The sequence below is a fragment of the Variovorax soli NBRC 106424 genome, from assembly GCF_001591385.1.
Classification (GTDB): Bacteria; Pseudomonadota; Gammaproteobacteria; order Burkholderiales; family Burkholderiaceae_C; genus Variovorax; species Variovorax soli.
This window is the reverse complement of sequence record NZ_BCUU01000025.1, coordinates 1-23,567: the sequence shown is the minus strand read 5'-3', so window position 1 is coordinate 23,567 and position 23,567 is coordinate 1. Positions and strand designations below refer to the sequence as shown.

The 23,567-nt window shown below is 69.4% G+C and carries 21 protein-coding genes; 6 read left to right on the top strand and 15 right to left on the bottom strand.

The window, feature by feature from the left end; translation table 11 throughout:
* Window positions 1-5 precede the first annotated feature (5 nt).
* The 5 genes from priA to VSO01S_RS09990 all read right to left on the bottom strand — a co-directional run bounded on the left by priA (window position 6) and on the right by VSO01S_RS09990 (window position 7,477).
* Window positions 6-2,123 carry a replication restart helicase PriA gene (priA, locus tag VSO01S_RS10010; protein WP_068641902.1) on the bottom strand — a complete coding sequence of 706 codons (2,118 nt, stop codon included), beginning with the start codon at window positions 2,121-2,123 and terminating at the stop codon, window positions 6-8.
* Between the two features lie 377 nt (window positions 2,124-2,500).
* Window positions 2,501-3,604, bottom strand: a complete 1,104-nt coding sequence (hemE, locus tag VSO01S_RS10005) for a uroporphyrinogen decarboxylase (protein ID WP_068641901.1) — start codon at window positions 3,602-3,604, stop codon at window positions 2,501-2,503.
* A gap of 39 nt (window positions 3,605-3,643) precedes the next feature.
* Window positions 3,644-4,306: a thioredoxin family protein gene (locus VSO01S_RS10000; RefSeq protein WP_068641939.1), complete on the bottom strand. Its 663-nt coding sequence runs from the start codon at window positions 4,304-4,306 to the stop codon at window positions 3,644-3,646.
* A 152-nt stretch (window positions 4,307-4,458) separates the two neighbouring features.
* Entirely contained in the window at window positions 4,459-6,681 is a 2,223-nt protein-coding gene (locus VSO01S_RS09995) for a protein-disulfide reductase DsbD family protein (RefSeq protein WP_068641899.1), read from the bottom strand.
* 43 nt (window positions 6,682-6,724) lie between these two features.
* A complete protein-coding gene (locus VSO01S_RS09990; RefSeq protein ID WP_068641897.1) occupies window positions 6,725-7,477 on the bottom strand; it encodes an alanyl-tRNA editing protein in 753 nt (250 codons plus the stop codon).
* 127 nt (window positions 7,478-7,604) lie between these two features.
* On the opposite strand from VSO01S_RS09990, the gene VSO01S_RS09985 reads away from it, so the two are divergent.
* Genes VSO01S_RS09985 through cutA form a run of 5 tightly spaced genes read left to right on the top strand, consistent with a single transcriptional unit; the run spans window position 7,605 to window position 11,315 of the window.
* Window positions 7,605-8,942 carry a PQQ-dependent sugar dehydrogenase gene (locus VSO01S_RS09985; RefSeq protein ID WP_245684171.1) on the top strand — a complete coding sequence of 446 codons (1,338 nt, stop codon included), beginning with the start codon at window positions 7,605-7,607 and terminating at the stop codon, window positions 8,940-8,942.
* 25 nt (window positions 8,943-8,967) lie between these two features.
* Window positions 8,968-9,813: a DMT family transporter gene (locus VSO01S_RS09980; RefSeq protein ID WP_068641893.1), complete on the top strand. Its 846-nt coding sequence runs from the start codon at window positions 8,968-8,970 to the stop codon at window positions 9,811-9,813.
* A 22-nt stretch (window positions 9,814-9,835) separates the two neighbouring features.
* Window positions 9,836-10,654 carry a creatininase family protein gene (locus VSO01S_RS09975; RefSeq protein WP_068641891.1) on the top strand — a complete coding sequence of 273 codons (819 nt, stop codon included), beginning with the start codon at window positions 9,836-9,838 and terminating at the stop codon, window positions 10,652-10,654.
* 51 nt (window positions 10,655-10,705) lie between these two features.
* Complete coding sequence (locus VSO01S_RS09970) at window positions 10,706-10,960, top strand: GlsB/YeaQ/YmgE family stress response membrane protein (RefSeq protein ID WP_068641889.1); 255 nt, start codon at window positions 10,706-10,708, stop codon at window positions 10,958-10,960.
* 1 nt (window position 10,961) lies between these two features.
* Window positions 10,962-11,315 (top strand): divalent-cation tolerance protein CutA, encoded by a 354-nt coding sequence (cutA, locus tag VSO01S_RS09965; protein ID WP_068641887.1) that lies wholly within the window; start codon window positions 10,962-10,964, stop codon window positions 11,313-11,315.
* Here cutA and VSO01S_RS09960 read toward each other — a convergent pair.
* The 8 genes from VSO01S_RS09960 to VSO01S_RS09925 form a co-directional block, all read right to left on the bottom strand.
* The gene (locus VSO01S_RS09960; RefSeq protein ID WP_068641885.1) at window positions 11,306-11,980 is read right to left on the bottom strand and encodes a histidine phosphatase family protein; all 675 of its coding nucleotides are present in this window, start codon (window positions 11,978-11,980) and stop codon (window positions 11,306-11,308) included. The two genes, cutA and VSO01S_RS09960, sit on opposite strands and share 10 nt — an antisense overlap.
* A 62-nt stretch (window positions 11,981-12,042) precedes the next feature.
* On the bottom strand, window positions 12,043-12,753 hold the full coding sequence (locus VSO01S_RS09955; RefSeq protein WP_068641883.1) for a VOC family protein: 711 nt from the start codon (window positions 12,751-12,753) through the stop codon (window positions 12,043-12,045).
* Window positions 12,754-12,789: 36 nt separating this feature from the next.
* A complete protein-coding gene (locus VSO01S_RS09950; RefSeq protein WP_068641881.1) occupies window positions 12,790-13,761 on the bottom strand; it encodes a threonine dehydratase in 972 nt (323 codons plus the stop codon).
* Window positions 13,762-13,766: 5 nt separating this feature from the next.
* Window positions 13,767-14,711, bottom strand: a complete 945-nt coding sequence (locus tag VSO01S_RS09945; RefSeq protein ID WP_068641879.1) for a PhzF family phenazine biosynthesis protein — start codon at window positions 14,709-14,711, stop codon at window positions 13,767-13,769.
* A gap of 5 nt (window positions 14,712-14,716) precedes the next feature.
* Window positions 14,717-15,358, bottom strand: coding sequence for a glutathione S-transferase family protein (locus VSO01S_RS09940; RefSeq protein ID WP_068641878.1), 642 nt, complete (start codon window positions 15,356-15,358; stop codon window positions 14,717-14,719).
* 34 nt (window positions 15,359-15,392) lie between these two features.
* Window positions 15,393-16,610 (bottom strand): aminotransferase-like domain-containing protein, encoded by a 1,218-nt coding sequence (locus tag VSO01S_RS09935; RefSeq protein WP_068641876.1) that lies wholly within the window; start codon window positions 16,608-16,610, stop codon window positions 15,393-15,395.
* Window positions 16,607-17,584 (bottom strand): DMT family transporter, encoded by a 978-nt coding sequence (locus tag VSO01S_RS09930; protein WP_068641874.1) that lies wholly within the window; start codon window positions 17,582-17,584, stop codon window positions 16,607-16,609. Before VSO01S_RS09930 ends, VSO01S_RS09935 begins: the two co-directional genes overlap by 4 nt.
* A complete protein-coding gene (locus VSO01S_RS09925; protein WP_068641872.1) occupies window positions 17,581-18,180 on the bottom strand; it encodes a LysE family translocator in 600 nt (199 codons plus the stop codon). Before VSO01S_RS09925 ends, VSO01S_RS09930 begins: the two co-directional genes overlap by 4 nt.
* Before the next feature lie 98 nt (window positions 18,181-18,278).
* Here VSO01S_RS09925 and VSO01S_RS09920 point away from each other — a divergent pair, with 98 nt between their 5' ends.
* Complete coding sequence (locus tag VSO01S_RS09920; protein ID WP_068641871.1) at window positions 18,279-19,694, top strand: aminotransferase-like domain-containing protein; 1,416 nt, start codon at window positions 18,279-18,281, stop codon at window positions 19,692-19,694.
* Window positions 19,695-19,698: 4 nt separating this feature from the next.
* Here VSO01S_RS09920 and VSO01S_RS09915 read toward each other — a convergent pair whose 3' ends face one another.
* Window positions 19,699-21,405 (bottom strand): phospholipase D family protein, encoded by a 1,707-nt coding sequence (locus VSO01S_RS09915; protein WP_068641870.1) that lies wholly within the window; start codon window positions 21,403-21,405, stop codon window positions 19,699-19,701.
* A 35-nt stretch (window positions 21,406-21,440) separates the two neighbouring features.
* Window positions 21,441-23,342 (bottom strand): ATP-binding cassette domain-containing protein, encoded by a 1,902-nt coding sequence (locus VSO01S_RS09910; protein WP_068641868.1) that lies wholly within the window; start codon window positions 23,340-23,342, stop codon window positions 21,441-21,443.
* Window positions 23,343-23,567: the final 225 nt, after the last annotated feature.

Below are 23,567 nucleotides of genomic sequence, written 5' to 3'. Positions count from 1 at the left end.
AGTGGTCAGATGGCTTGCGGATCGACATCCACCAGCCAGCGGATCACGCCCTTGCCCACCGGCTGCTGCCGCAGCGCGTGCAGCATCGGAAGGCTTCCCGCGAGGAACTTCTGCAGCGCTGCGCGCGAGCCGCTTTCGATGAGCATCTGCGCCCGCTCCACGTTGGCCACCCGCTGGATGGCCAGCGGCACTGCCGGATAGCAGCTGACCTGCGCGGCTGCTTCCAGCGACGCGGCCGACTCGGCCGCCGCCTGCAGAAAGGCCTGCGCCGCCTCCTGCGTTCGCGCGTCGGCCCGCAGCAGCGCCTGGAAGGCGAAGGGCGGCATGCCGGCGGCGCGGCGCTCGTCCAGCTCCTGGGCTGCGAATGCCGGATAGTCGTGCTGGCGAAGCGCGGCAAACAAGGGGTGCTGCGGATGGTGGGTCTGGATCCACATCTGCGCCGTGCTGCCCTGCGCCGCCAGGTAGGCCGCGTCGCGGCCGGCGCGTCCGGCTGCCTGCATCAGCAGGCTGAACAGCCGCTCGGGCGCACGGAAATCGCTGGAGAACAGCGCACCGTCCGGGTTGAGGGCGGCCACCAGCGTGATGCGGCGGAAGTCGTGGCCCTTGGCGATCATCTGGGTGCCCACCAGGATGTCCACCTCGCCCGCATGCACGGCCGCCAGTTGCTGCTCGAGCGCGCCTTGCTTGCGGGTGCTGTCCGCGTCGATGCGCGCAATGCGCACCGGCGAGCCGTCCGGCCGGCGCACCGGCTCGAAGAGTTCGGCCAGATGTTCTTCCAGCCGCTCGGTGCCTCGGCCGATGGGCGCGATGTCCAGGTTGCCGCAACTCGGGCAGGCGCGCGGCACGCGTTCGGCAAAGCCGCAGTGGTGGCAGCGCAGGCTGCGGTCGATCTTGTGGAAGACGCGGTAGGCGCTGCAATGCGGGCACTCGCTCTTCCAGCCGCAGTCGCCGCAGGCCAGCACCGGCGCGTAGCCGCGGCGGTTGAGAAACACCATGCTCTGCTCGCCGCGCGCAATGCGCTGGCCGATGGCGTCCAGCAAGGCGGCGGAAAGCACCGTCCTGGGCGGCTGCAGGTTCATGTCGACCAGGCGCACGGCAGGCAGCGTAGCCTCGCTGTCGCCGTTCCGGTCGCGAATGCGCGAAGGCATTTCCAGGCGCGTGTAGCGTCCGCCGGCATCGTCGGCCGAGGGCGGGCGGCTTTGCTGCCAGCTTTCCAGCGAGGGCGTGGCCGAGCCCAGCAGCACCTTGGCGCCCTCGCGCCGGCCGCGCCACACCGCCAGGTCACGCGCGGAATAGCGGGCGCCTTCCTGCTGCTTGTAGCTGGGGTCGTGCTCTTCGTCGACCACGATCAGCGCCAGCCGCGGCATCGAGGCGAACACTGCCATGCGTGTGCCCAGGACGATGCGGGCCGTGCCCATGTGCGCGGCCAGCCAGCTGGCCAAGCGCTGCGGATTCGTCATGCCGCTGTGCAGCGAGACAACGGCGCCGGCGCCGAATCGCTCCGCGAAACGGGCTTCCAGCTGCGGCGTGAGGTTGATCTCGGGCACCATCACCAGCGCCTGGGCCTGCGGGGCGCGCTCGAGCAGCGAGGCGACGGCGCGCAGGTAGACCTCGGTCTTGCCGCTGCCGGTGCTGCCGAACAGCAGGAAGGGGCCGGGTTCCGCGGCCAGCCGCTCCAGGGCCCGGGCCTGCTCGGCGGTGGGCGTGGGCGCCGGCTGGGTGGTGTCGGTTGGCGGGGCCGGCGCCGTGTCGCGGCGCTTGAGCCGGCGCGCGAGCTGTACTGCGCTCAGGTCGCGCAGTTGGGGCGGCAGGGCCGCCAGCGCCACTTCGCCCAGCGACCGCTGGTAGTAGCGGGCGGCAAAGCTCACCAGGTCGCGCCAGGCGGCACCCAGCGGCGGCAGGGCATCCAGGGCGCCGGCGATGTCGCGAAGCGCCACCGCCTCGGCCTGCGGATCGGGCGCCGCGGCGTCGGCCGACCACACGACCCCGAGCACTTCGCGCCGACCGAGCGGCACCCGCACCAGCGTGCCGGCCGCCAGCGGCTCGGCGCTGGCATAGCTCAGCAGGTCGCCCAGGGCGCTGTGCGCCGGGGTTTGCAGCGCGATCTCAAGGCGCCAGGTCATGAGGCAGCAAGATGGGAAACGTTCTTAAATAGAGCTGTAAGAAGATGGACTAAGCCGTTGATTTGATTGCGCTTTGCACATCTTTCCAGAGAGCTTGTGGATAACTTTGTTGATATTGGGCCCCGAATGCCGCCCAAGCCTCGGAAAATCAAGGCCTGCGCTGGTTTGCCCGCAAAAAGGGCAAAGTTCAAAGCATATATAAATCAACAACTTAGCTGCGCTATCGCTTTAGGAGCACCGGCAGCGGCATGGGCGGCCGGTTTGCGCGGCGCAGCAAGATCTTTGTGCATAAGTCAGTCGGTCTTTACTGCTGCGACCTTGACAAAGCGCAAAGCCGATTCGCTGCGTGCATTCGGCAACTGGCGCGTGAGTGGTCGCTACCCGCGCAACGCGCGCGACTGGCTGTGTACTGCTTCCACGAGTGCCGCCACATGCTCCGGCGGCGTGAATTGGCTGATGCCGTGGCCCAGGTTGAAGATGTGCGTCGGACCGGTTTTTGAAACATCCTGGTGCGGTTTTCCGAAGCTGGCGAGCACCTTGCCCACTTCCTCGGCGATCTGCCTGGGGGGCGCAAACAACACATTCGGGTCAATATTCCCCTGCAGCGCCTTGCCTTGCGCGCCTTCGCCCACGCGCTGGCGCGCCTGGCCCAGGTTGACGGTCCAGTCCAGCCCGAGCACTTCGCAATCGAGCGCGCGCATGTCTTCCAGCCACAGGCCGCCGCCCTTGGTGAAGACGATGCGCGGCACCGGCTGGCCGTCGGCGCCGTTGCGCTTGAGCTGCGACAGCACGCGCGCCGTGTAGGCCAGGCTGAAGGTCTGGAACGCGCCGTCGGCCAGCACGCCGCCCCAGCTGTCGAACACCATCACCGCCTGGGCGCCGGCGTCGATCTGCGCGTTGAGGTAGGCGGCCACCGCATCGGCATTCACTGTCAGCACTCGGTGCATGAGGTCGGGGCGGGCGTAGAGCATCGACTTGACCAGGCGGTAGTCGCTGGAGCCGGCGCCTTCCACCATGTAGCAGGCCAGCGTCCAGGGGCTGCCGGAAAAGCCGATGAGCGGCACGCGGCCATCAAGCGCCTGGCGGATCGAGCGCACGGCGTCGAACACGTAGCGCAGCTTGTCCAGGTCGGGCACGGCCAGGGCGGCCACCGCCGCTTCATCGCGCACCGGGGTGGCAAAGCGCGGCCCTTCGCCCGCCTCGAAAGACAGGCCCAGGCCCATGGCGTCGGGCACGGTGAGGATGTCGGAGAACAGGATGGCGGCGTCCAGCGGGTAACGCGCCAGCGGCTGCAGCGTGACCTCGGTCGCGTAGTCGACGTTGGTGGCCAGCCCCATGAAGCTGCCGGCCTTGGCCCGCGTGGCCACGTATTCCGGCAGGTAGCGCCCCGCCTGGCGCATCAGCCACAGGGGCGTGTAGTCGGTGGCCTGGCGCCAGCAGGCGCGCAGGAAGGTGTCGTTCTTCAGGGGAGCAAAGGCCATCCCGCGATTGTCGCAGGCGGGCCGCGGCGCGGCGCCCGCTCAGGCGGCCTTGTACTTGATCGAGCAGCCGTAGGCGCGCGTGGTGGCGGCCGAGACCGGCTTGCCGCCGAAGGTTTCGGCCAGCGCCTGGTTCACGTAGTTGGTTGCGCTCTTGATGTCTTCCTGGCGCGCCGACGCAATGCTGTCGATGCCGCCGGCATAGATGAGCACGCCCTTGGGGTCGATGATGAACAGGTGCGGCGTGGTGCGCGCGCCGTAGGCCTGGCCGATGGTGCCGTCCGCGTCCATCAGGGTGGCGGTGGGCGCCGCCTTGCGCTCCTTGAGCCAGTTGTCGAGCGCTGCCGGCTGCATGAAGTCGGACGCGGCACGCTCCGTGGAATTGATGGCCAGCCAGACCACGCCCTTGTCGGTGGCCGATTTCTGGGTGGCCGGCATGTTGCCGCTGTTGTAGTGCTTCTGCACGAAGGGGCAGCCCGGGTTGGTCCACTCGAGCACCACGTACTTGCCCGCAAAGTCGGACAGCTTGTGCTGCTGGCCACGGGTGTCGGTGGCCACGAAGTCGGGCGCGGGCTGGCCGACCGCGGGTGCTGCGTGGGCGTTGCTGCCCATGAGCAGCGTGGCGCCGAGCGCGACGGCTGCCGTCATGATGGCGCGGCGTGATGCGCGGGTGAGCGCCGCACGGGCCTGGCGCGCAGCGCGCATGGATCGGTCGGCGGAGGTGGAAAGCTTCGACATCGTCGATTTGACTCCTCGAAAATTTCAACTGCGGCCAGAGCTTAGACTGGTTTTTTGAAGCTCCTGCTACAACCAGTAAGCGCCCATGGTCAAGGCCCGGACGCGTGGGCCAGCCCTCTTTATAGACCCGACAGGGCGGCGCCCAGTTCGTCCTTGCGCAGGATCTCGCTCAGCACCACCGGCGGCTTGCCCGGCGCGTGCAGCACGTAGACCGGCACGCCGCTGCGGCCCAATGCCGTGAGCGCCGCGGTGATGGCCTGGTCGCGCCGGGTCCAGTCGGCGCGCAGCAGGGCCACGTTCTTGGCCTGGAACTGCGCCAGCACCTCGGCATCGGCCAGGGTGGTCTTCTTGTTGTACTGGCAGGTCACGCACCAGGCGGCGGTGAAGTCGACGAAAACCGGACGGCCCTCGGCCTTCAGTTCCGCCACGCGCTGGCTGGACCAGGGCTGCCAGCGGTCCTGCGCGTTGGATGCGGCGGCCACCGCCGGCGTCCCCTGGACGATGTTCGGCCCCAGGCCGCCCGCCAGCACCAACGTGAAGACCAGGAACACCGAAGCGATGACCAGGCGCGCCCGGCCACGCAAGCTGAGCGCCCAGACCAGCGCCGCCAGGCTCACCAGCAGCGCCAGCAGCGCGCCCGCGCCGTCGATGCCGCTTTGCTGGCCCAGCACCCACACCAGCCACGCCACGGTGCCGAACATCGGGAAGGCCAGCAGGCGCTGGAGCGTACGCATCCAGGGGCCGGGCCGCGGCAGCAGGCGCGCCACCGCCGGGATGAAGCCAGCCAGCAGGTAGGGCAGCGCCAGCCCGAAGCCCAGTGCCGCGAAAAGCAGCATCGCCTGGGGCGCCGGCAGGGTGATGGCAAAGCCGAGCGAGGCCCCCATGAAGGGCGCAGTGCAGGGCGAGGCGATGACCACCGCCAGCACGCCTGACAGGAAGTCGTTGACCAGCGGCCGGCGTGACTGCATGCCGCACACCGAGGCCGGCGCCATGCGGCCGAACTCGAACACGCCAGCGAGGTTCAGCCCGATCAGCGTGAACAGGGCCGCAAGCCCGGCCACCACCGCCGGCGACTGCAACTGGAAGCCCCAGCCCAACTGGGCGCCAGCCGCGCGCAGGGCCAGCATGGCGCCCGCGAGGACCAGCAGCGAGAGCATCACGCCCGCGGTGTAGGCCAGGGCGGCACGGCGGTGCCCGCCGTGGTCGCCACTCTGCCGTGCGAAGCCCAGCACCTTGATGGCCAGCACCGGAAACACGCAGGGCATCAGGTTCAGCAGCAGGCCGCCCAGAAGGGCGCCGATCAGCGCCACCGCGAGGCTGGTGGCCGCGAACGGCGTGGTCGAGGGCGCCGGGGTTGCGGCGTTTTCAGCCAGCGCGGCCTGCAGCGCGGGCGATACCTCGGCGCGCGCCGCCGGCACGGCATTGGCGGGCCAGGTCCCGGAAATCGTCGCCTGGGCGCGCCAGGCCCAGGGCTTGTCGCCTGCTTTTGGCTCGGCCAGCGTCAGCACGACCGGCAGGGCGCCGGGACTGGCGCTGCGCTGCTCGGCCAGGGGATAGGTGGCGGTCCAGGTACTGCCCTGCCAGGCCTGTTTCCAGTCGCGGCCGGACACCGCGGCGTTGTGCACCACTTCGCCGGTTTCCGGGAAGAACTCCAGCGTGCGCCCTTGCGCCGAGGCCGGCAGGCCGTCGACGCGCAGCTTGAGCTGCTGGCCCTCCACTTCGGCTTGTGCCGGCTGCGCCAGTTCGGCCGGCTGGGCGTCGAAGGCGGCCTCGAAGGCCGGGCGGTTCAGGGCGGTGGTGCCTTGCACCGGCAGCTTGAGCGTGAAGTTGCCTTCTTCGGGAATGCACTCCTGCTTGCACACCAGCCACGTGGCCTTCAGCCGCACGTCCAGGTTGCTGGTGCCGGTGAGCGAGGCCGGTGCCTTGAATTCGGGCGAGACGGTCAGCGGCACCGGCAGCAGAACCGTGTTCTCGTAGCCGAAGTTGGCCAGCGTGCCCACCGGAATCTTGTGCGGGGCGGGCCAGGCGATGTCGCCGGCGCTCACGCCGGCCGGCAGCGTCCAGTTCAGCTCGGTCGGGAGCCCGGAGTCGCCGGCGTTCTTCCAGTAGGTGTGCCACTCGGGCTGATGCTGCAGTTGCAGGCCGACCCAGATCTGCGCGCCGGGCGCCACGCCGTCGGGCGCATAGGCCATGAGTTCCGCCCGCACGCGCGGGGTGCTGACCACCGTCTGGGCCTGGGCCTGGGCCGGCAGCTGCGCATGGGCCAGTGGCGGCAGGGCGGCCGCGCTGGCGGCCAGGAACAGGGAGAGCGCAAATCCCTTGCGCAATGTCGAAATCAGCATGGCAGCGGTCGGAGCTCGCACGAAGGCCGAAGTTCCATGGCCTTCAGGCCGCCCACCCGAGCACGACGCGGCGGGTGTGGGCGCTTTTCTTCTCGATCTTGCTCACCACCACCGCGCCGATCTCGCGGGTGTTGGCCACATGGGTGCCGCCGCAGGGCTGGTAGTCGATGCGGGCCCCATCGTCCGCGCCGCCGATGCGGATGGTGCGCACCTGGCCGCTGCCGCGCGGCGGCTGCACGCTCATGCTCTTGACCAGGGCCGGGTTGGCATCGAGTTCAGCGTCGCTGATGGCGCCGACTTCGAGTGCATGGGCCTCGGCCACCAGCCGGGCCAAGCCGGCGGTGAGCGCGTCCTTGTCCAGCGGATCGGTCATGTGGAAGTCCAGGCGGGCGTATTCCGGCGTGATGGAGCAGCCGTCCACCGGCTGCGGCACCAGGTGGCACAGCAGGTGCGTGGCGGTATGGAAGCGCATCAGCTTGTGGCGGCGTTCCCAGTCGATGCGGGCCACGACGGTATCGCCGGGCCGCAGGGCGGCCAGCGCTGCTTCCTGGTCCGGCGCCGGCACATGCAGGATGTCGGCGGTGGGCTTGCCCCGTTCGTCCTTGGCTTTGCGGGAATCGGCAATGGCAATGGCAAGGCCGTTCGGTCCGCCCAGGCTGCCGCTGTCGCCCGCCTGGCCGCCGCCTTGCGGATAGAACACGGTGCGGTCCAGCACAATGCCGCCTTCTTCGATGCGCAGCACCTTGGCCTCGCATTCGCGCAGATAGGCGTCGGAACGGAACAGATCCTGGGTCATGCGCCCGATGGTAGCGGCCTCTTTGTTTGGCTGCGCCGACGCGCCAAGAGGCCCCTTGCCGACAGTTGCGCGGGCGCCGGCCGCACAAGATGGGGTCAGCATGAAGGAGCCTGCCATGTCACTGTCCATGTCACTGCCCTCTCCCGGCACCTTGCGACTCGCCGGCCCGGCCCTGCTCGCCCTGGCCTTGGCCGGCTGCGGCGAGACGGCCAAGCTGCCGGTCGAAGCGGGTGTGGGGCCCAGTCCCCAATTGCCTGCCCCGAACAAGACCCTGCTGCCCACCATGAACATCGCCACCGCCACCGGTTGGGGCGATACCGCGGCGCCCACGCCTGCCGCGCCCTTCAAGGTGGCGGCACTGGCGCGCGGGCTCGAGCATCCGCGCTGGCTGTACACGCTGCCCAACGGCGACGTGCTGGTGGCGGAGAGCAACCGGCCGCCCAAGCCGAAGGAAGATGAGTCGCTGTACCGCCGGATCCGGGGCAAGGTGCAGGGGATGGTGATGAAGCGTGCCGGTGCCGACGTCCCCAGTGCCAACCGCATCACCCTGCTGCGCGATGCCGATGGCGACGGGGTGGCCGACATTCGCACGGTTTTTCTGTCCGGCCTGCAGTCGCCCTTCGGCATGGCGCTGGTGGGCAACGAGCTGTTCATCGCCAATGCGGACGCGCTGGTCAAGGTGCCCTATCGCGCTGGCCAGACCGAGGCGGCAGGCGCCCCGGTGCAAGTGACAGAGTTGCCCGCGGGCGTGAACCACCACTGGACCAAGAACGTGATCGCCAGCCCGGACGGCCGCCGGCTGTATGTGACGGTGGGCTCCAACAGCAACGTCGGTGAGCGCGGGCTGCCTGCGGAAGAGGGCCGCGCCGCCATCTGGGAGGTGGACCCCCGCACGGGCAGCAAGCGCCTGTACGCCACCGGCCTGCGCAATCCCAACGGCATGGGGTGGGAGCCCACCAGCGGCACCCTCTGGACCGTGGTGAACGAGCGCGACGAGATCGGCAGCGACCTGGTGCCCGACTTCCTCACTGCGGTGCGGGACGGCGCTTTCTACGGCTGGCCCTGGAGCTACTACGGCGCGCATGTGGACGAGCGGGTGAAGCCGCCGCGGCCGGACATGGTGTCCAAGGCGGTGGTGCCGGACTACGCGCTGGGCGCCCATGTGGCGGCGCTGGGCCTGGTGTTTTCGGACGCGCGGGGCATGCCGCCGGGCTTCGCATCCGGCGCATTCATCGGCGAGCACGGCTCGTGGAACCGGCGTCCGCATTCGGGCTACAAGGTGGTGTTCGTGCCGTTCACTGGTGGCCGTCCTTCCGGCCAGCCCATGGATGTGCTCACCGGCTTTCTCACCGAAGGCGGCGAGGCCCGCGGCCGGCCGGTGGGCGTGGCGCTGGACAAGTCCGGCGCCCTGCTGGTGGCGGACGACGTGGGCAACGCCGTCTGGCGCCTGAGTCCCGCCAAATGAGCTGAAGCAGCCTATAAAGCGGGCCATGCCCGCGCTTCGCACCATCGCCTTGACGATGGCGGCCATGCTGGCCTTTGCCGCCAATTCGATCCTGTGCCGGCTCGCCCTGGCCCAGGGCAGCATCGATCCGGCGAGCTTCGGCAGCCTGCGCCTGGTGTCGGGCGCCCTCACGCTGGCGCTGGTGCTTCGGCTGCGGCGGGCGCCGGCGGGTGCGCCGGCGCGCAGCGACTGGCTGGCGGCGGCCATGCTCTTCGCCTACGTGGCCTGCTTCTCCTTTGCCTACCTGAGCCTGCCGGCCGGCACCGGCGCCTTGGTGCTGTTCGGCGCGGTTCAGATCACGATGCTGAGCGTGGGGTGGCGCGCCGGCGAGTCCTTCGGCGGGTGGGGCTGGGTCGGCTTCGTGCTGGCGGTGGGCGGCTTGGTGGGGCTGGTGGCCCCCGGCGTGAACGCACCCGCCCCGTTGGGGGCTGCGCTGATGGCCGCAGCCGGCGTGGCCTGGGGCATCTATTCGCTGCGCGGCCGCGGCGTGGCCGACCCCCTGGCCGCCACCGCCGGAAACTTCATGCGTGCCGCGCCCCTGGCGCTGATGCTGAGCCTGGTGCTGGCTCTGAATGCGCATGCCGATGCCCGGGGTGCCTGGCTGGCCGTTGTTTCCGGTGCCGTCACCTCGGGGCTGGGCTACGTGATCTGGTATGCGGCACTGCCGGGGCTGGGCGCTTTGCGCGCCGCCACGGTGCAGCTGTCGGTGCCGCTCATCGCCGCCCTCGGCGGGGTGCTGCTCATCGCGGAGACGCCGACCCTGCGGCTGGGGCTGGCGGGAATCGCCATCCTGGGCGGCATCGCCCTGGTGTTGCTGAGCAAGCAACGATAGGAACGAGAACTAAGATGCGGGGATGACTGCTTTGCGCCGCTTCTGGGCCGAACTCGGCACCCGCGACTTTGCCGCCCTCGACCCGGCGACGACCGTGGCCGTGCTCCCGCTGGGCGCCACTGAGCAGCACGGGCCGCACCTGCCCCTGGGGGTGGACAGCCTGCTGGTCGACGGCATCGTCCAGGCGGCGCTGCCGCTCTTGCCGGCCGAGCTGCCGGCGATTTTCCTGCCCACCCAGCACATCGGCCTCAGCCCGGAGCACGCGCGCTTTGCCGGCACGCTCACCCTGTCGGCCGAAACGCTGATCCGCATGTGGAAGGAAATCGGCGCCGGCGTGGCCCGCGCCGGGGTGCGCAAGCTGGTGCTGTTCAACGCGCACGGCGGCCACACCGGCGCCATGGACGTCGTGGCGCGCGAGCTGCGCGAAGCGCACGACCTCATCGTCTACAGCGTGAGCTGGTTCAACCTGCCGCTGGGCGAACATGCGCCCGGCCGCTTCGACGTGCATGCCGGCGAATCGGAAACGGCCATGATGCTGGCCGTGGCCCCCCAGCTGGTGAACATGGGCGCGGCCAAGAATTTCGACTCCACCTCGCAGCAGCGGGCGCAGGCGTATCCGCTGCTGGGCAACGGGCGCAGCGCCAAGCTGGGCTGGGCCATGCAGGACTACAACGCCGAGGGTGCGGCCGGCAATGCCGCGGCCGCGACTGCGCAGCAGGGGCGGGCGCTGGTGGATGCGTCGGCGCAGCAACTGGCGCTGCTGCTGGCGGAGGTGTCGCGCCTGCCGCTGTCCACCCTGGTCGATTCGCCGCGCTGGACCGATCCATCCCCGCCGCTATGATGGCCTCGACCGGCTGCGCCGCGGCCGGCGTCATCTAGAAGGGCTGCAGTCATGGGCATTGTCTGGACCATCCTGATTGGCTTCGTTGCAGGGCTCATCGCCCGTGCGATCAAGCCGGGCGATGACTCGATGGGGATCATCATGACCACCGTCGTAGGCATCCTGGGCGCATTGGCTGCCACGTATCTTGGCCAGGCGATGGGCTGGTACACGGCGGGGCAGGGCGCGGGCTTCATCGCCTCGGTGGTGGGCGCCATCGTGCTGCTGTTCGTCTGGGGCCTGATCGCCAAGAAGAAGTCAGGCTGAGATGACGGCGGCCCCTGCCGACCACCCTTGCGTGGTGACCACCGCGCTCGGCACCGAGAACGAAGCCGAGTCGCTGGCGGCTGCCTTGGTCGAAGCAGGGCTGGCCGCCTGCGTGCAGGTGATGCATGTGCGCAGCTTCTATCGCTGGGAGGGCGAGCTCAAGCGCGAGCCCGAATGGGTGCTCCTCGTCAAGACGCGCAGCGCGCGCTTTGCCGAGGTCGAGGCCTTCATCCGCGAGCGGCACAGCTACGAACTGCCCGAAGTGCTGCAGCTGCCCGTCAGCGGCGGCGCGCCCGACTACCTGCGCTGGCTGCTCGACTCCACCAGCCCGGCCGGCGCCAAGCCTCAGGCGTAGGTCACCCAATCCTTCCAGGCCGGGCCGTCCAGGTGCGGCAGCGTGTTGTAGGTCACCAGCATGTGCCGCTTGGGCGTGAAGGCGAACTCGGTCACGGCCGTGTTGCGGATGCGCAGGTTCAGCTCGATGGTCGTCTCGGGGCTCGTGCCCAGCACATGGCCGACGGCGGTGCTGATCGGCCCGCCGCTGGACACCACCAGCACGCGCGCGCCGTGGTGCCGGTCGCGCACATGGTCCAGCGCCGAGGTGACACCGGCCAGGAAGTCGAGATAGCTCGGCATGCCGGTGGGCGCCGTCTTGCCCTGCATCCAGGCGCCGAGTCCGTCGCGCAGCAGGCGGAAGTGGTGGCGATACATCTCGGGCGTGTCGGGCTTGGCGAGCTTGTCCGGATGGATGGCGGCGATCACCGCTTCGCTGTCGTATTCATTCAGTCCGGGCCAGGGCAGCACGTCGTCCCGCGTGAGCCCCAGGCCCTGGGCGATGCCTTCCCATGTCTGGCGGTGGCGCTTGAGGGTGCCGGTGATGACGGCGTCGAACTCCATGCCGCGCTCGCGCCAGTATTCGCCCAGGCGCTGGCTCTGGCGCTGGCCCAGCTCGCTCAGCTGGTCGTAGTCGTCGGCACCGAAGGAGGCCTGGCCGTGGCGCACGAGATAGAGGGTTCCCATGGCCGGAATTCTGGCAAAGCGCCGGGGCGGAATCGGTCTCGCGTGCGACCGTCGCGAAGGCGTCAGTACCCTTCGGATTCGAGCGTGACCAGGCCGCGGGGCGTGCGCAGGCTGGCCACCAGGTCGGGCGCGCCTTGCAGGACGTCCACGCCGGCCAGTCCGATGCGCGCATACGCTTCGCGCAGCAGATCGGCCCGCGGATGGGACGCCGTGAGCGAAACCAGTTCGAGCCCGGCCGCCGGCATGCTGTCGGTGGGATGCACCGGGCCCCACTGGATGAGCGTGGGGAGCACGCCGTACATCAGCCGCTGGCCGTCGTCGCGCACCGTGATCTGCCATTCGAGCCGGCCCGCCGGCGTGTCGCGAGAGGCTTCGATGACCGCGCCGCGGTCGATGGCCGGCGAGCCTGCCGCGAGTGCGTGGACCGCCCGGTGGGCATCGGGCACGCGGGCCACGAAATGGATGAGTCGCGGCCCCTTGCGCTGCAAGGTGGCCTGCAGCGCTTCGTCGTCCAGGTCGAACCAGCGGCGCTGCTTCTTCGAACGCGTGGGCTGCTTGCCGCGCTCGATGGCGATCAGCTCCAGGTAGCTGCGCTCGAAGCCGTTAGCCGAGCACGGGACCAGCCGGTTGTGCGTCCCCATCAGCGGATGGGCGCCCCCCGGCCCCGGCAGCAAGCCCAGCGTGGCTTCGCACCATTGCACGCATTCGTCGAGCGTTCGGCCCGCGACCACCAGGTGATCGACCTCTGCGCGGGGTGGAGCGGGTTTTGGCATGCCGGCGATTCTGGCAGCGCGCCGGCCTGTCGAGAATCAGCTGCCCTGCAGAACCTTGGCGAACACCGGGGCATCGACGTTGCCGCCGCTCACGGTGATGCCCACGGCGCGGCCCTTCCATCGCTCGCGTTGCTGCCAGGCGCCGGCCAGCGCGGCCGCGCCTGCCCCCTCGGCCAGGTTGTGCGTGTCGGTGTACAGCGCGCGCATGGCCCATGCCACTTCGGCGTCGGTGACGGCGATCACGTCCTCGGCCTCGCGCTGCACGATGGCCAGGGCTTCGGCATCGGGAGACCGGCAGGCCATGCCGTCGGCCAGCCAGGTGTTGGCCGGCGACTGCACCACGCGGCCGGCACGCCAGGAATCGAGGTACGCAGTCGCGTGGGCCGACACCACGCCCACCAGCCGCGTGCCGACGCCGCAGTGGGCGCGCGCCGCGGCCGCGGCGGCAAAGCCGGAGCCCATGCCGATGGGCACGTAGACCACGTCGGGCACCTCGCCCGCCTGCTTGAGATGCTCGAAGAACTCGATCCAGTAGGTGCTCACGCCCAGCACCAGGTCGCGCGCGAAGGAGGCGATCATGTGCATGCCTTCGCCCGCGGCCAGCTGGCGCGCGTGCTCCGCGGCCGCCTGGAAGTCTTCGCCATGCTCGATGAGCTGGACGCCGAGCGCGCGCATGGCCGCATTCTTCTCGACCGAATTGCCATGCGGCACCACGATGGTGGCCTGCAGGCCATGGCGCGCCGCGGCAATGCCGATCGACTGGCCGTGGTTGCCGCGCGTGGCGCTGATCACCCGCTGCACCTGCGGCTGCTCGCGCCGCAGCGCCGCCAAGTAGACCAGGCCGCCGCGCATCTTGAAGGCGCCGGCCGGCGTGTGGTTTTCGTGCTTGGTCCACAGGCGGCAGCCGAGCCGCTGGCCCAGCAGGGGCCAGGCGTACTGCGGCGTGGGCGGCATCGCGGCGTAGATTGTGCGCTGGGCGCCGGCCATCTCGTCGGGCGTGAAGCGCATGGCGGCTACAGCGTGGCGCTGCCGTCGATGCAGATGACCGACTGCCCGCCGACCCAGACCTGGCCACTGTCGTCGCGCTCGATGCGCACGCGGCCGTCGCGCCCCAGGCATTGCCCCTGCGCGGCCTCGTAGCGAAGCGGCATGCGGTCATCGGCGATGAGCCACTGCGCCAGGCTGGCGTTGAGGCTGCCGGTGACCGGGTCTTCGTCGATGCCGGTGGCGGCTGCGAAGGCGCGCACTTCCAGGTCGGCCGTGCATGACGGCGGCAGTTCGGCCTTGCGGCTCGAACCCGCGAAGGCGCGGGCCTCCCGGTTCGAGCGGCCGATCAGCGCGGGGGCGTCTTCGGTGGTGGCCGTGGGCAGGCCGGCCACGCCGATCTTCAGGCCGATGTCCTTGAGCGCGCGGTGGTCGGGCGACAGGGTCAGCACCGTGTCTGCGTCCTGCAGCAGCAGGCCGAGCCAGACGGTGCCGTTGTCCAGCATCTGCGCGGCCAGCACCTGGTGGGCCTTCAGGCCCAGCGCCGCGGCCACCTTGGCCAGCACGGTGGGGCTGGGCGAGCTGCGGCGCAGCGGCGGCGCCTCGAAGGCGAGGCTGCCGGCTTGAGCCGCATCGCGCCGGATGCGCACCAGGCCGACATTGCATTGCTGCACGACCAGGTCCTTGCGGCGCGCTTCGTTGCCGGCCGCCAGCCACGCGTGGCAGGTGCCCAGCGTGGGGTGGCCGGCAAAGCCGAGCTCGCCGCCGGGCGTGAAGATGCGCACCCGGTAGTCGGCGCCGGCATCGGTGGGCGGCAGCACGAAGGTGGTTTCCGACAGGTTCGTCCAGCGCGCGAAGCGCTGCATGTCCTCGTCGGACAGGTCCGTGCCGTCCAGCACCACGGCCAGCGGGTTGCCGAAGAAGGGGGTGTCGGTGAAGACGTCGAGTTGCTTGAAGGCGCGCGCGCGGGCCATGGCGGCTACTCCAGCGTGAGGTCGAGCACGCCGAGCGCGCCCGAGCGCGTGCGCAGCTGGCCGAACCAGCGCTCCACATTCGGCCAGGACGGCCGCGTGTAGTCGGTGGCCGGCAAGCCGAACCAGCGGTGGGCCTCGCAGCCCAGCGGGATGTCGGCCATGGAAAAGCGCTCGCCCAGCATGTATTCGTTCTTGGCCAGGTGCGCATCGAGCAGCGCGAACAGCGGCTCGGTGGCGGTGATCGAATTCGCGATCACCGCCGCATCGCGCTTGTCCGCCGGCGTGCGCACGAGCTGCAGGAAGGCCGGGCCGCTGACGCGGTTCAGCGTGGTCTGCTGCCAGTCCATCCAGCGCTCGGCGTCGAAGCGCTGGACGAGCTCGGTCGGATAGAGGTTGCCGGACGAATACTTCGCGCACAGGTAGCGCACGATCACGTTCGACTCCCACAGCAGCATCTTCTGCGCGCCTTCGCCATCCTCGATGGCGGGAACCAGGGCGTTGGGATTGAGCGCCCGGTATTCGTCGGTCTGCACCACGCCGAACTTGCCGCCGGCCTCGGTGCGCTGGAAGCTCAGGCCCAGCTCCTGCGCGCACCAGACCACCTTGCGCACATTGATCGAACTGATGCGGCCCCAGATCTTCAGCATGGTTTGAATGTCCTGTCGTGTTCGGTTGGAGGGGTCATGGCGTGGCCATGGAAGCCAGCGATTGTTGCGTCTTGGCGGCCATGTGGTGCGCCAGGGCCTCGCGCACGGTCTCGGCCAGCGCGGCGATGGCGGTGGCGATCTCCTGTTCGCTCGCCGTCACAAAGGAAAGACGCATGGTGCGCGAGTCGCCCGCGCCGGCGTAGAAGGGGGCGCCCGGCACGAAGGCCACGCCGCGCTCCACCGCCTTGGGCAGCAGGCTCACCGTGTCGATGCCTTCGGGCATGCGCAGCCACAGGAACATGCCGCCGGCGGGGCTGTTGAACTGCACGTCCAGGCCCTTCATCTCGCGGCGCAGGGCGGCCAGCATGGCGTCGCGCTGGCGCTTGTAGAGCGCGCGGATGGTGGGCACGTGGCGGTCGAGGAAGCCGTCCTTCATCACCTCGTACACCATGCGCTGGTTGAAGATCGGGCTGTGCAGGTCGGCGGCCTGCTTGGCCTGCAGCAGCTTGGGGAAGATGGACTTGGGCGCCACCAGGAAGCCCAGGCGCAGGCCAGGCGCCAGCACCTTCGAGAAGGAGCCCAGGTAGATGCAGCCTTCCGGGTTGCGCGCCGTCAGCGGCAGCGCGGGCGCTTCGTCGAACCAGAGTTCGCCGTAGGGGTTGTCTTCCACGATCGGCAGGCCGGCCCGCTGGGCAGCGGCGCTCACGGCGGCGCGGCGCGCCTCGGTCATGGTGCGGCCGGTGGGGTTCTGGAAATTGGGCAGCAGGTAGACGAAGCGGGCGTCCCTGGCCTTGGCTTCGAGGTCGTCGGCCAGCACGCCCTCCGCGTCGCTGGCCACGCCCACCGGCACGGGTTCCATGGGCGAGAAGGCCTGCAGCGCGCCCAGGTAGGTGGGCGTTTCGACCAGCACGCGGCTGCCCGGATCGAGCAGCACCTTGGCGATCAGGTCCAGGCCCTGCTGCGAGCCGGTGGTGATGAGCACCTGCGCCGGGTCGACGTCCCAGGGCAGCATCTGCGCCACGGCCTCGCGCAGCGGGGCGTAGCCTTCGCTGGCCGCGTACTGGAGGGCGGCGTTGCCGTCCTTGTGCAGCACTTCGGCGCAGGCATCGGCGAAGGCCTGCACCGGGAAGGTCTTGGGCGAGGGCAGGCCGCCGGCCAGGCTGATGATGCCGGGGCGCTCGGTGACCTTGAGGATTTCGCGCAGCACCGAGGGGTTCATCTTTTCGGCGCGCGCGGCGAGTTTCCAGTTCATGGCTTTTCCTTGGATGTTGCGTTCGGGGATGAGGGGGCAGGGCGAGCCTGCGACAGCTTCTTGCCGGCCACCACGGTGGCCACCACGGCGCACGCGAAGCCGATGGTGAGCGTATCGATGGATTCGCCCAGCAGCGGCACGGCCGCCAGGATCGAGACAAAGGGTTGCAGCAGTTGTGTCTGGCTCACGCGCAGCGCGCCGCCCAGGGCCAGGCCCCGGTACCAGGCGAAGAAGCCGACCCACATGGAGAAGATGCCGACGTAGGCAAAGCCCACCCATGCGGACGCCGCCACTTCCTGCTGCGGCCACAGCCAGATGGCGCCCGGCAGGGTGAAGGGCAGCGCCAGCACGCACACCCAGCAGATGACACGTTCGGCGCCCAGCTCCGGCGTGATCTGCGCGCCGTAGACATAGCCCAGGGAGGCGGCCAGCACGGCCGCCACCAGCAGGAGGTCGGCCCATTCGAAGAAGCCGCCGGCCGCGCCGCTCTGGTGTGCGCGAAGAAGCGAGAACACCACCACCAGCAGGCTGCCCGCCACCGCGCACAGCCAGAATCCGAGGCGCGCCCGTTGGTGCAGCACCCAGGCAGCCACCGCGGCCGTGCCCAGCGGCAGCAATGCGGTCACGACCGCGGCATGGCTGGCGCTCACCACGCGCAACGCGTAGGCCAGCAACAGCGGATAACCCAGCGCATTGCCCAGCACCGCCATCCAAAGCGGCTTCCAGTGCCCGGCCTTGGGCAGCGGCGAGCGGGTTGCCAGCAGGAAGACCAGCGAGAGCACGCCGGCCAGTGCGGCGCGCCCCAGGGTCACGAACCACGGCGAGAGCTGCGGCGCCGCTTGCGTGCCGGTGGCCAGGCGGGTCATGGGCAGGGTGAGCGCAAAGATGGCGACGCCCAGCACGCCCAGCCACATGCCCAGCGTTTCTTCCTGGATGCCCAGCGCCCGGCGCGGGGTGGAGGCTGCGCCGTTCATGCGCGGGCCATCCAGTAGGCGGTGAGCACCAGCACCGCGGCCATCACCCGGTTGAACCACAGCAGGCGACGGCCCTGGGCCAGCCAGTTGCGCAGCAGCGCACCCGCCAGCGCATAGACGAAGTTGCTGGTGAAGGCAAAGACCAGCATCACCGGCGCCACGATGGCAAAGCGATGCAGCGCATCGGCCTGGCCCGCGATCCATCCGGCCACGATGGTCAGCGCGAGCAGCCAGGCCTTGATGTTGAGGAATTGAAGGCCGACGCCTTGCCAGAAGCCCACCTGCAGGGGCGCGTCCTTGGCCGATGCGAAGGAGGCGCTGCCGGCCAGCTTCCACGCCAGGTACAGCAGGTAGCCGATGCCCAGCACCTGAACTGTCATGCGCAGCGCCGGGGCCGCGAGGATCAGTGCGCCCACGCCCGCGGCGCACAGGCACAGCAGGAGCGACCAGCCCACGGGCACCGCGAAGATGAAACGCATGGCGCGCGGAAGTCCTCCGTTGGCAGCCAGCGTGGTCGACAGGGTGGTGTTCGGGCCGGGCGAGAAGCTCATCGCCGTGGCGAGTACCAGCAGCGCGGTGAATTCTTGCCAGTTCATTGCACACACTTTAAACTTGAGGACCATTACAGTACCAGTACAGATACGAGTACAACAATCGGATCTGTATCGGTGCACGGCTAGACACAGATGGCGCCATGCTGACCCGCACCTCCGGCCTTTCTCTCACAGATCAGCTTTCCGCGCGCTTTGCGGAGCGTATCCGTACGCGTCTTCTGGCGCCCGGCGCGCGCCTGCCGTCGGTGCGCGAATGCGCCAAGCAGCAGGGCGTGAGCCCGCACACCGTGGTGGCCGCGTACGACCAGCTGCTGGCCCAGGGCCTGATCGAGGCGCGGCGCCAGCGCGGCTTTTTCGTGCGCGACGTGGCGCCGGCCCAGGCGTCGTCCGCGCCCGAATCAGCCGGTGCGTCCCCCGTCGCCGCCGATGCCAGCTCCCTCATCCGCGGAATGTTCCACCGGCAAAGCGACAAGCCGCAGCCGGGCATGGGCGTGTTCCCGCCGGATTGGATGGAGTCGACCTTCATGCCGGCGGCCGTGCGCCGCGTGACCAGCGGCCCGATGCTGCAGGAGTTGTCGCTGCAGTACGGCGACCCCGCCGGCGACCTGGCGCTGCGCCAGAGCCTGTCGCAAAAGCTCATGGGCATCAACGTGCCGGCCTCGCCCGACCAGATCATCACCACCGTGGGCGCCACCCACGCGCTGGACATCGTCAGCCGCACCTTGCTGCGTGCCGGCGACCCGGTGATGGTGGAGGAGCCGGGCTGGGCCATCGAGTTCGCGCGGCTGGAGTCGCTGGGCATGCGCATCCTGCCGGTGCCGCGCCGTGCGGACGGGCCGGACCTGGAGGTGATGGCGCGTTATTGCGAAGCGGGCGAGGGCCATCGGCCCAAGCTCTTCGTGAGCGTGAGCGTGCTGCACAACCCCACCGGCTACAGCCTCGCGCCGGGCAGCGCGCACCGCTTGCTGCAGTTGGCCAGCCAGCACGACTTCCACATCGTCGAAGACGACACCTACAGCCACCTGGCGCCCGACCACGCGACGCGGCTGTGCGCGCTCGACGGCTTGCAGCGCACCATCTACGTGAGCGGGTTCGCCAAGATCCTGGCGCCGAACTGGCGCATCGGCTACATGGCGGCGCCGCCGCAGCTCTTTGGCCGTCTGCTGGAAACCAAGCTGATGGCCACGCTGACCACCCCGGCCCTTTTCGAGCGGGCGCTGGCCTGGTGCATCGACCAGGGGCAACTGCGCCGCCATTGCGAGCGCATCCGCGCGCGGCTCGACGCGGCGCGCGGCCGCACGGTCAAGCTGGCGCTGGCGGCGGGCTGCAGCTTTGCGTCGGAGCCCGCGGGATTGTTCGGCTGGGTCGAGACGGGCGTGGACACCGACGCCATGACCCAGCGCATGCTGGACGAGGGCTTTCTCATAGCGCCGGGGTCGCTCTTTCATGCGCGCCGTCCGCCCAGCACCTTGATGCGGGTGAACTTCGCCACCGGGCAGGACGCGGCATTCTGGAAGACCTTCGCCCGCGTGCGGGGTGAGTTGCTGGCGCGTTAGGCGCTCAAAGCAAGCGGTCCGGCGCCAGCGGGCCGATCACTCGGATCATCAGTCGCTGGCCAAGGGTGGTCTGCGGTTCGGTCGTCGTGTCGCTCAGGCCGCTGCCCTCGGGGGCTCGCCAGATCAGGCCGCCGTCCGTGCGGTCGACCCGCCATGCGCCTTTGCGCAAGCCTTCCGAGATCTGCCGGTTGGCAATTCCTGAAAGCTCCTCGCTTCGAATCAGCAGGGCGATCTCGGTGTTCTGCAGTTGCGAGCGCAGGTCCAGGTTCATGGAGCCGATGACGATGAGCCGCCCGTCGATCGTCAGGAGCTTGGAGTGCAGCATGGCCTTGGATGCGCCTGCCGACGAGCCGCTGCCCGAACTGCCCAGCATGCCCGAACTGTCGAGCCCCGTGCCCGCTGCCGCCGGGTCGCTGCGCATCTCGTAGAGCTCCACGCCCATGCCCAGCAGTTCCTCGCGGTGCCGCGCGTAGCCGGCGTGCGCGGCCACCGCGTCGTTGGAAGACAGGGAGTTGGTCAGCACGCGCACCTTGACGCCCCGCGACGTGGCGGCGGCCAGCGCTTGCTTCATGTCCTGGCCCGGCACGAAATAGGGCGAGACGATGTTCAGCTCCGAGCGCGCCCGGTCGAACAGGCTGAGGAGGCCGTCGACCACGTTGTCGTCAGGGGGCGCAGCGGCGGGCTGGCGGGCGGCGGGGTTGCCGCCGCGCACGACAAGACCCGGCTGCGCAGGTTCGGCGGTGCCGGTGCGCTTGCCGTTCGCATTCAGCGGAATCTTCCCGGGCTTGTCCACCAGCACCACGGCGGGGGCCCACACGAATTGCGCCTTGCGCAGGTCCATCGGCACGTCGTCCGGCGGTGCCGGCCTGGCCTTGGCCGCCTCTTCCTCCTCGGCGCGGGCGCGCCGCGCCTGCTCGCGGATCTTGTCGAGCTCCTCCCGGGTCACGAGCGATTGCACCGGGTAGGCGCGCTCGTTGTTCCAGTAGTCGTCGAAGCTGCGGGACAGGTCTTTCACGATCGCGCCGGCGGCCAGCACGTCCAGGTCCACGAAGTTGGCGTCGGTTCCGGCGCCGAAATAGGCATCGCCCAGGTTGCGTCCGCCAGTGACGCCCATGGCGTTGTCGGCGATGAACAGCTTGTTGTGCATGCGCTGCTGCAAGGTCTTGGCGTCGTCGAGCGCGTTGACCATGCGGCCGAGGAAGGATGCGCGGGAGCCGGCCAGCGGGTTGAACATCCGCATTTCGATGTTCGGCTCGAAGGCCAGCCGCATGACCACGGCGTTGCGACCGGTGCTGTGGAAGTCGTCGAGCAGGATGCGCACGCGCACGCCGCGGCCGGCCGCGGCACGGATGGCCCGAAGCAACTTGCCGGCGCTGGCATCCGCATGGATGGCGTAGTACTGAAGGTCCAGCGTCTTCTGGGCGGACGCGATCAGCGCCAGGCGGGCTGCATAGGCGTCCTGCGGACCGCTCAGCAACAGGAAGCCCGAGGCGTTGCCGCTGCCCGCGTTCTGCCGCAGGCCCTGGGTCAGGCTGCCCAGCGAGGTGCTCTCGGGGGCGGCCCAGGCCTTGGAGGCGGGGCGCTCCACTTGTGCCGGCAGTTCCGCGCAGCCGCCGGCAAACAGCGCGATGCCTGCCAGGGTGGCCAGGAGGCCGCGGTGCCAGCGGCGCAGAGTGGGAGCGGGTGCGGGCGACAGCATGGCGGCCATCATCGCATCAGCCTACCCTGGCTGCCTCCGGGTGCGCCCTAGCGCGCAGCGCTGCGGCCCAATTCCTCCCAGCGCTCGAGCGCAGCCATCAATTCGTCATCGATCTGGGCATGCCGCTCGCCCAGTTCCGCAGCGCGGGCGGCCTCGTTCATATAGATGGCGCCGCCGTCCTGGGCGAGGGCCTCGGCGATCTGCTTCTGTTCATCTTCCAGCCGGGCGATGAGGTCGGGCAGCCCTTCGAGTTCGCGCTGTTCCTTGTAGCTGAGCTTCTTGCGCACGGCCGTTCGATCGGCAGCGGGCGCTGCTGCAGGCGGAGGCGGCGCGCTCGCGGCGGGTTTCGGGGCCGGCGAACGCTGGGCAGCCAGCTCCCGCGCGCGCTGCGATTGGGTCAGCCAGTCCTGGACGCCGCCTTCGTACTCCCGCCAGCGGCCATCTCCCTCGAAGGCGATGGTGCTGGTCACCACGTTGTCCAGGAAGGTGCGGTCGTGGCTCACGAGGAAGACCGTGCCGTCGTAGTTCTGCAGGAGGTCTTCCAGCAGTTCCAGCGTGTCGATGTCCAGGTCATTGGTCGGCTCGTCCAGCACGAGCACGTTGGCCGGCCGCGCAAACAGCCGGGCCAGCAGCAGTCGGTTGCGCTCGCCGCCGCTGAGCGAACGCACGGGCGAGGCAGCGCGCGCGGGCGAAAAGAGAAAGTCGGACAGGTAGCTCTTCACATGCTTGCGCTGCTTGCCGATCTCGATCCATTCGCTGCCGGGGCTGATGAAGTCTTCCAGCGTGGCGTCGAGGTTCAGTGCATCGCGCATCTGGTCGAAATAGGCCGCCTGGAGATTGGCGCCGCGCCGCACCTTGCCGGAATCGGGTTCGAGTTCGCCCAGGATGAGCTTGAGCAAGGTTGTCTTTCCGGCGCCGTTCGGGCCGATCAGGCCCACCTTGTCGCCGCGCAGGATGGTGGCGCTGAACTTGCGCACCACCACCTTGTCGCCGAATGCCTTGGTGGCCTCGGTCAACTCGGCGACGATCTTGCCGCTGGGCAGGCCGGTGGCCACGTCCATGTTCACGCTGCCCAGGGCTTCCCGCCGGCTGGCGCGGCGCTGGCGCAGCGCCTCGAGCCGCACGATCCGGCTCTGGCTGCGGGTGCGGCGCGCTTCGACGCCCTTGCGAATCCACACTTCTTCCTGGGCCAGCAGCTTGTCGGCCTTGGCGTTGATGACTTCTTCCTGGGCCAGCTGCTCTTCCTTCTGTATTTGGTACTGGGCAAAGTTGCCGGGGTAAGAGCGCAGCTGGCCGCGGTCCAGTTCGACGATACGGGTGGCGACGCGGTCCAGAAAGGCGCGGTCGTGGGTGATGGTGACCACGCTGCCCTTGAAGTCGATCAGCAGCTGCTCCAGCCACTCGATGGAGTCCAGGTCCAGGTGGTTGGTCGGCTCGTCGAGCAGCAGGACGTCGGGCGCGGTGACCAGGGCCTGGGCCAGCGCCACGCGCTTCTTCGTCCCGCCCGACAGGGCGCCGACGAGGGCATTGGCGTCCAGGTGGAGGCGGTCCAGCGCTTCTTCGACGCGCTGCTCCCAGTTCCAGGCGTCATAGGCCTCGATCTCGGACTGGAGTGCGTTCAGGTCGGCGCCCTCCGGGGCATTCAGATACATATCGCGCGCGGCGATCACATGCGCCAGGCCCTCGCTCACTGCGGTGAAGACGGTGGCTTGAGGATCCAGGCGCGGCTCCTGCGCCACGTAGGCGACCCGCAGATCCTGTTGCAGCTGCAGCGTTCCGTCGTCAGGCGTCTCCAGCCCCCCTAGTATCTTGAGCAGGGACGACTTGCCTGCGCCGTTGCGCCCGATGAGCCCGACGCGCTCGCTCGACTGGAGGGAGAACTCCGCATGGTCGAGCAGCGGGACATGGCCATAAGCCAGTTGGGCATCCAATAGAGTAAGTAAAGCCATGCAGGGATTATCCGGAGGCGCCTGTGTGCGCTTGGAGCGGCGCAGGGCGCACCGCAGGCGCACTGGCCGGGGAGGGGAAAAATTTTTTCATAGGTACTTTCCCTGGCCGGAAAATCTGGCATAGAATCATGGGCTCGGCAGTACACGGCAACGTGAACTGGTTGCAGGGGAGATCGGTAAATACAGATCTTTCTGCTTGGTAAAACAAGCGAATGCAACGAACCG

Bases quoted from the DNA above. Each gene is read 5' to 3' on its own strand.
- priA (WP_068641902.1), bottom strand. From the start codon at position 2,123: ATGACCTGGCGCCTTGAGATCGCGCTGCAAACCCCGGCGCACAGCGCC.
- hemE (WP_068641901.1), bottom strand. From the start codon at position 3,604: ATGGCCTTTGCTCCCCTGAAGAACGACACCTTCCTGCGCGCCTGCTGG.
- VSO01S_RS10000 (WP_068641939.1), bottom strand. From the start codon at position 4,306: ATGCGCGCTGCGCGCCAGGCCCGTGCGGCGCTCACCCGCGCATCACGC.
- VSO01S_RS09995 (WP_068641899.1), bottom strand. From the start codon at position 6,681: ATGCTGATTTCGACATTGCGCAAGGGATTTGCGCTCTCCCTGTTCCTG.
- VSO01S_RS09990 (WP_068641897.1), bottom strand. From the start codon at position 7,477: ATGACCCAGGATCTGTTCCGTTCCGACGCCTATCTGCGCGAATGCGAG.
- VSO01S_RS09985 (WP_245684171.1), top strand. From the start codon at position 7,605: ATGTCACTGCCCTCTCCCGGCACCTTGCGACTCGCCGGCCCGGCCCTG.
- VSO01S_RS09980 (WP_068641893.1), top strand. From the start codon at position 8,968: ATGCCCGCGCTTCGCACCATCGCCTTGACGATGGCGGCCATGCTGGCC.
- VSO01S_RS09975 (WP_068641891.1), top strand. From the start codon at position 9,836: ATGACTGCTTTGCGCCGCTTCTGGGCCGAACTCGGCACCCGCGACTTT.
- VSO01S_RS09970 (WP_068641889.1), top strand. From the start codon at position 10,706: ATGGGCATTGTCTGGACCATCCTGATTGGCTTCGTTGCAGGGCTCATC.
- cutA (WP_068641887.1), top strand. From the start codon at position 10,962: ATGACGGCGGCCCCTGCCGACCACCCTTGCGTGGTGACCACCGCGCTC.
- VSO01S_RS09960 (WP_068641885.1), bottom strand. From the start codon at position 11,980: ATGGGAACCCTCTATCTCGTGCGCCACGGCCAGGCCTCCTTCGGTGCC.
- VSO01S_RS09955 (WP_068641883.1), bottom strand. From the start codon at position 12,753: ATGCCAAAACCCGCTCCACCCCGCGCAGAGGTCGATCACCTGGTGGTC.
- VSO01S_RS09950 (WP_068641881.1), bottom strand. From the start codon at position 13,761: ATGCGCTTCACGCCCGACGAGATGGCCGGCGCCCAGCGCACAATCTAC.
- VSO01S_RS09945 (WP_068641879.1), bottom strand. From the start codon at position 14,711: ATGGCCCGCGCGCGCGCCTTCAAGCAACTCGACGTCTTCACCGACACC.
- VSO01S_RS09940 (WP_068641878.1), bottom strand. From the start codon at position 15,358: ATGCTGAAGATCTGGGGCCGCATCAGTTCGATCAATGTGCGCAAGGTG.
- VSO01S_RS09935 (WP_068641876.1), bottom strand. From the start codon at position 16,610: ATGAACTGGAAACTCGCCGCGCGCGCCGAAAAGATGAACCCCTCGGTG.
- VSO01S_RS09930 (WP_068641874.1), bottom strand. From the start codon at position 17,584: ATGAACGGCGCAGCCTCCACCCCGCGCCGGGCGCTGGGCATCCAGGAA.
- VSO01S_RS09925 (WP_068641872.1), bottom strand. From the start codon at position 18,180: ATGAACTGGCAAGAATTCACCGCGCTGCTGGTACTCGCCACGGCGATG.
- VSO01S_RS09920 (WP_068641871.1), top strand. From the start codon at position 18,279: ATGCTGACCCGCACCTCCGGCCTTTCTCTCACAGATCAGCTTTCCGCG.
- VSO01S_RS09915 (WP_068641870.1), bottom strand. From the start codon at position 21,405: ATGATGGCCGCCATGCTGTCGCCCGCACCCGCTCCCACTCTGCGCCGC.
- VSO01S_RS09910 (WP_068641868.1), bottom strand. From the start codon at position 23,342: ATGGCTTTACTTACTCTATTGGATGCCCAACTGGCTTATGGCCATGTC.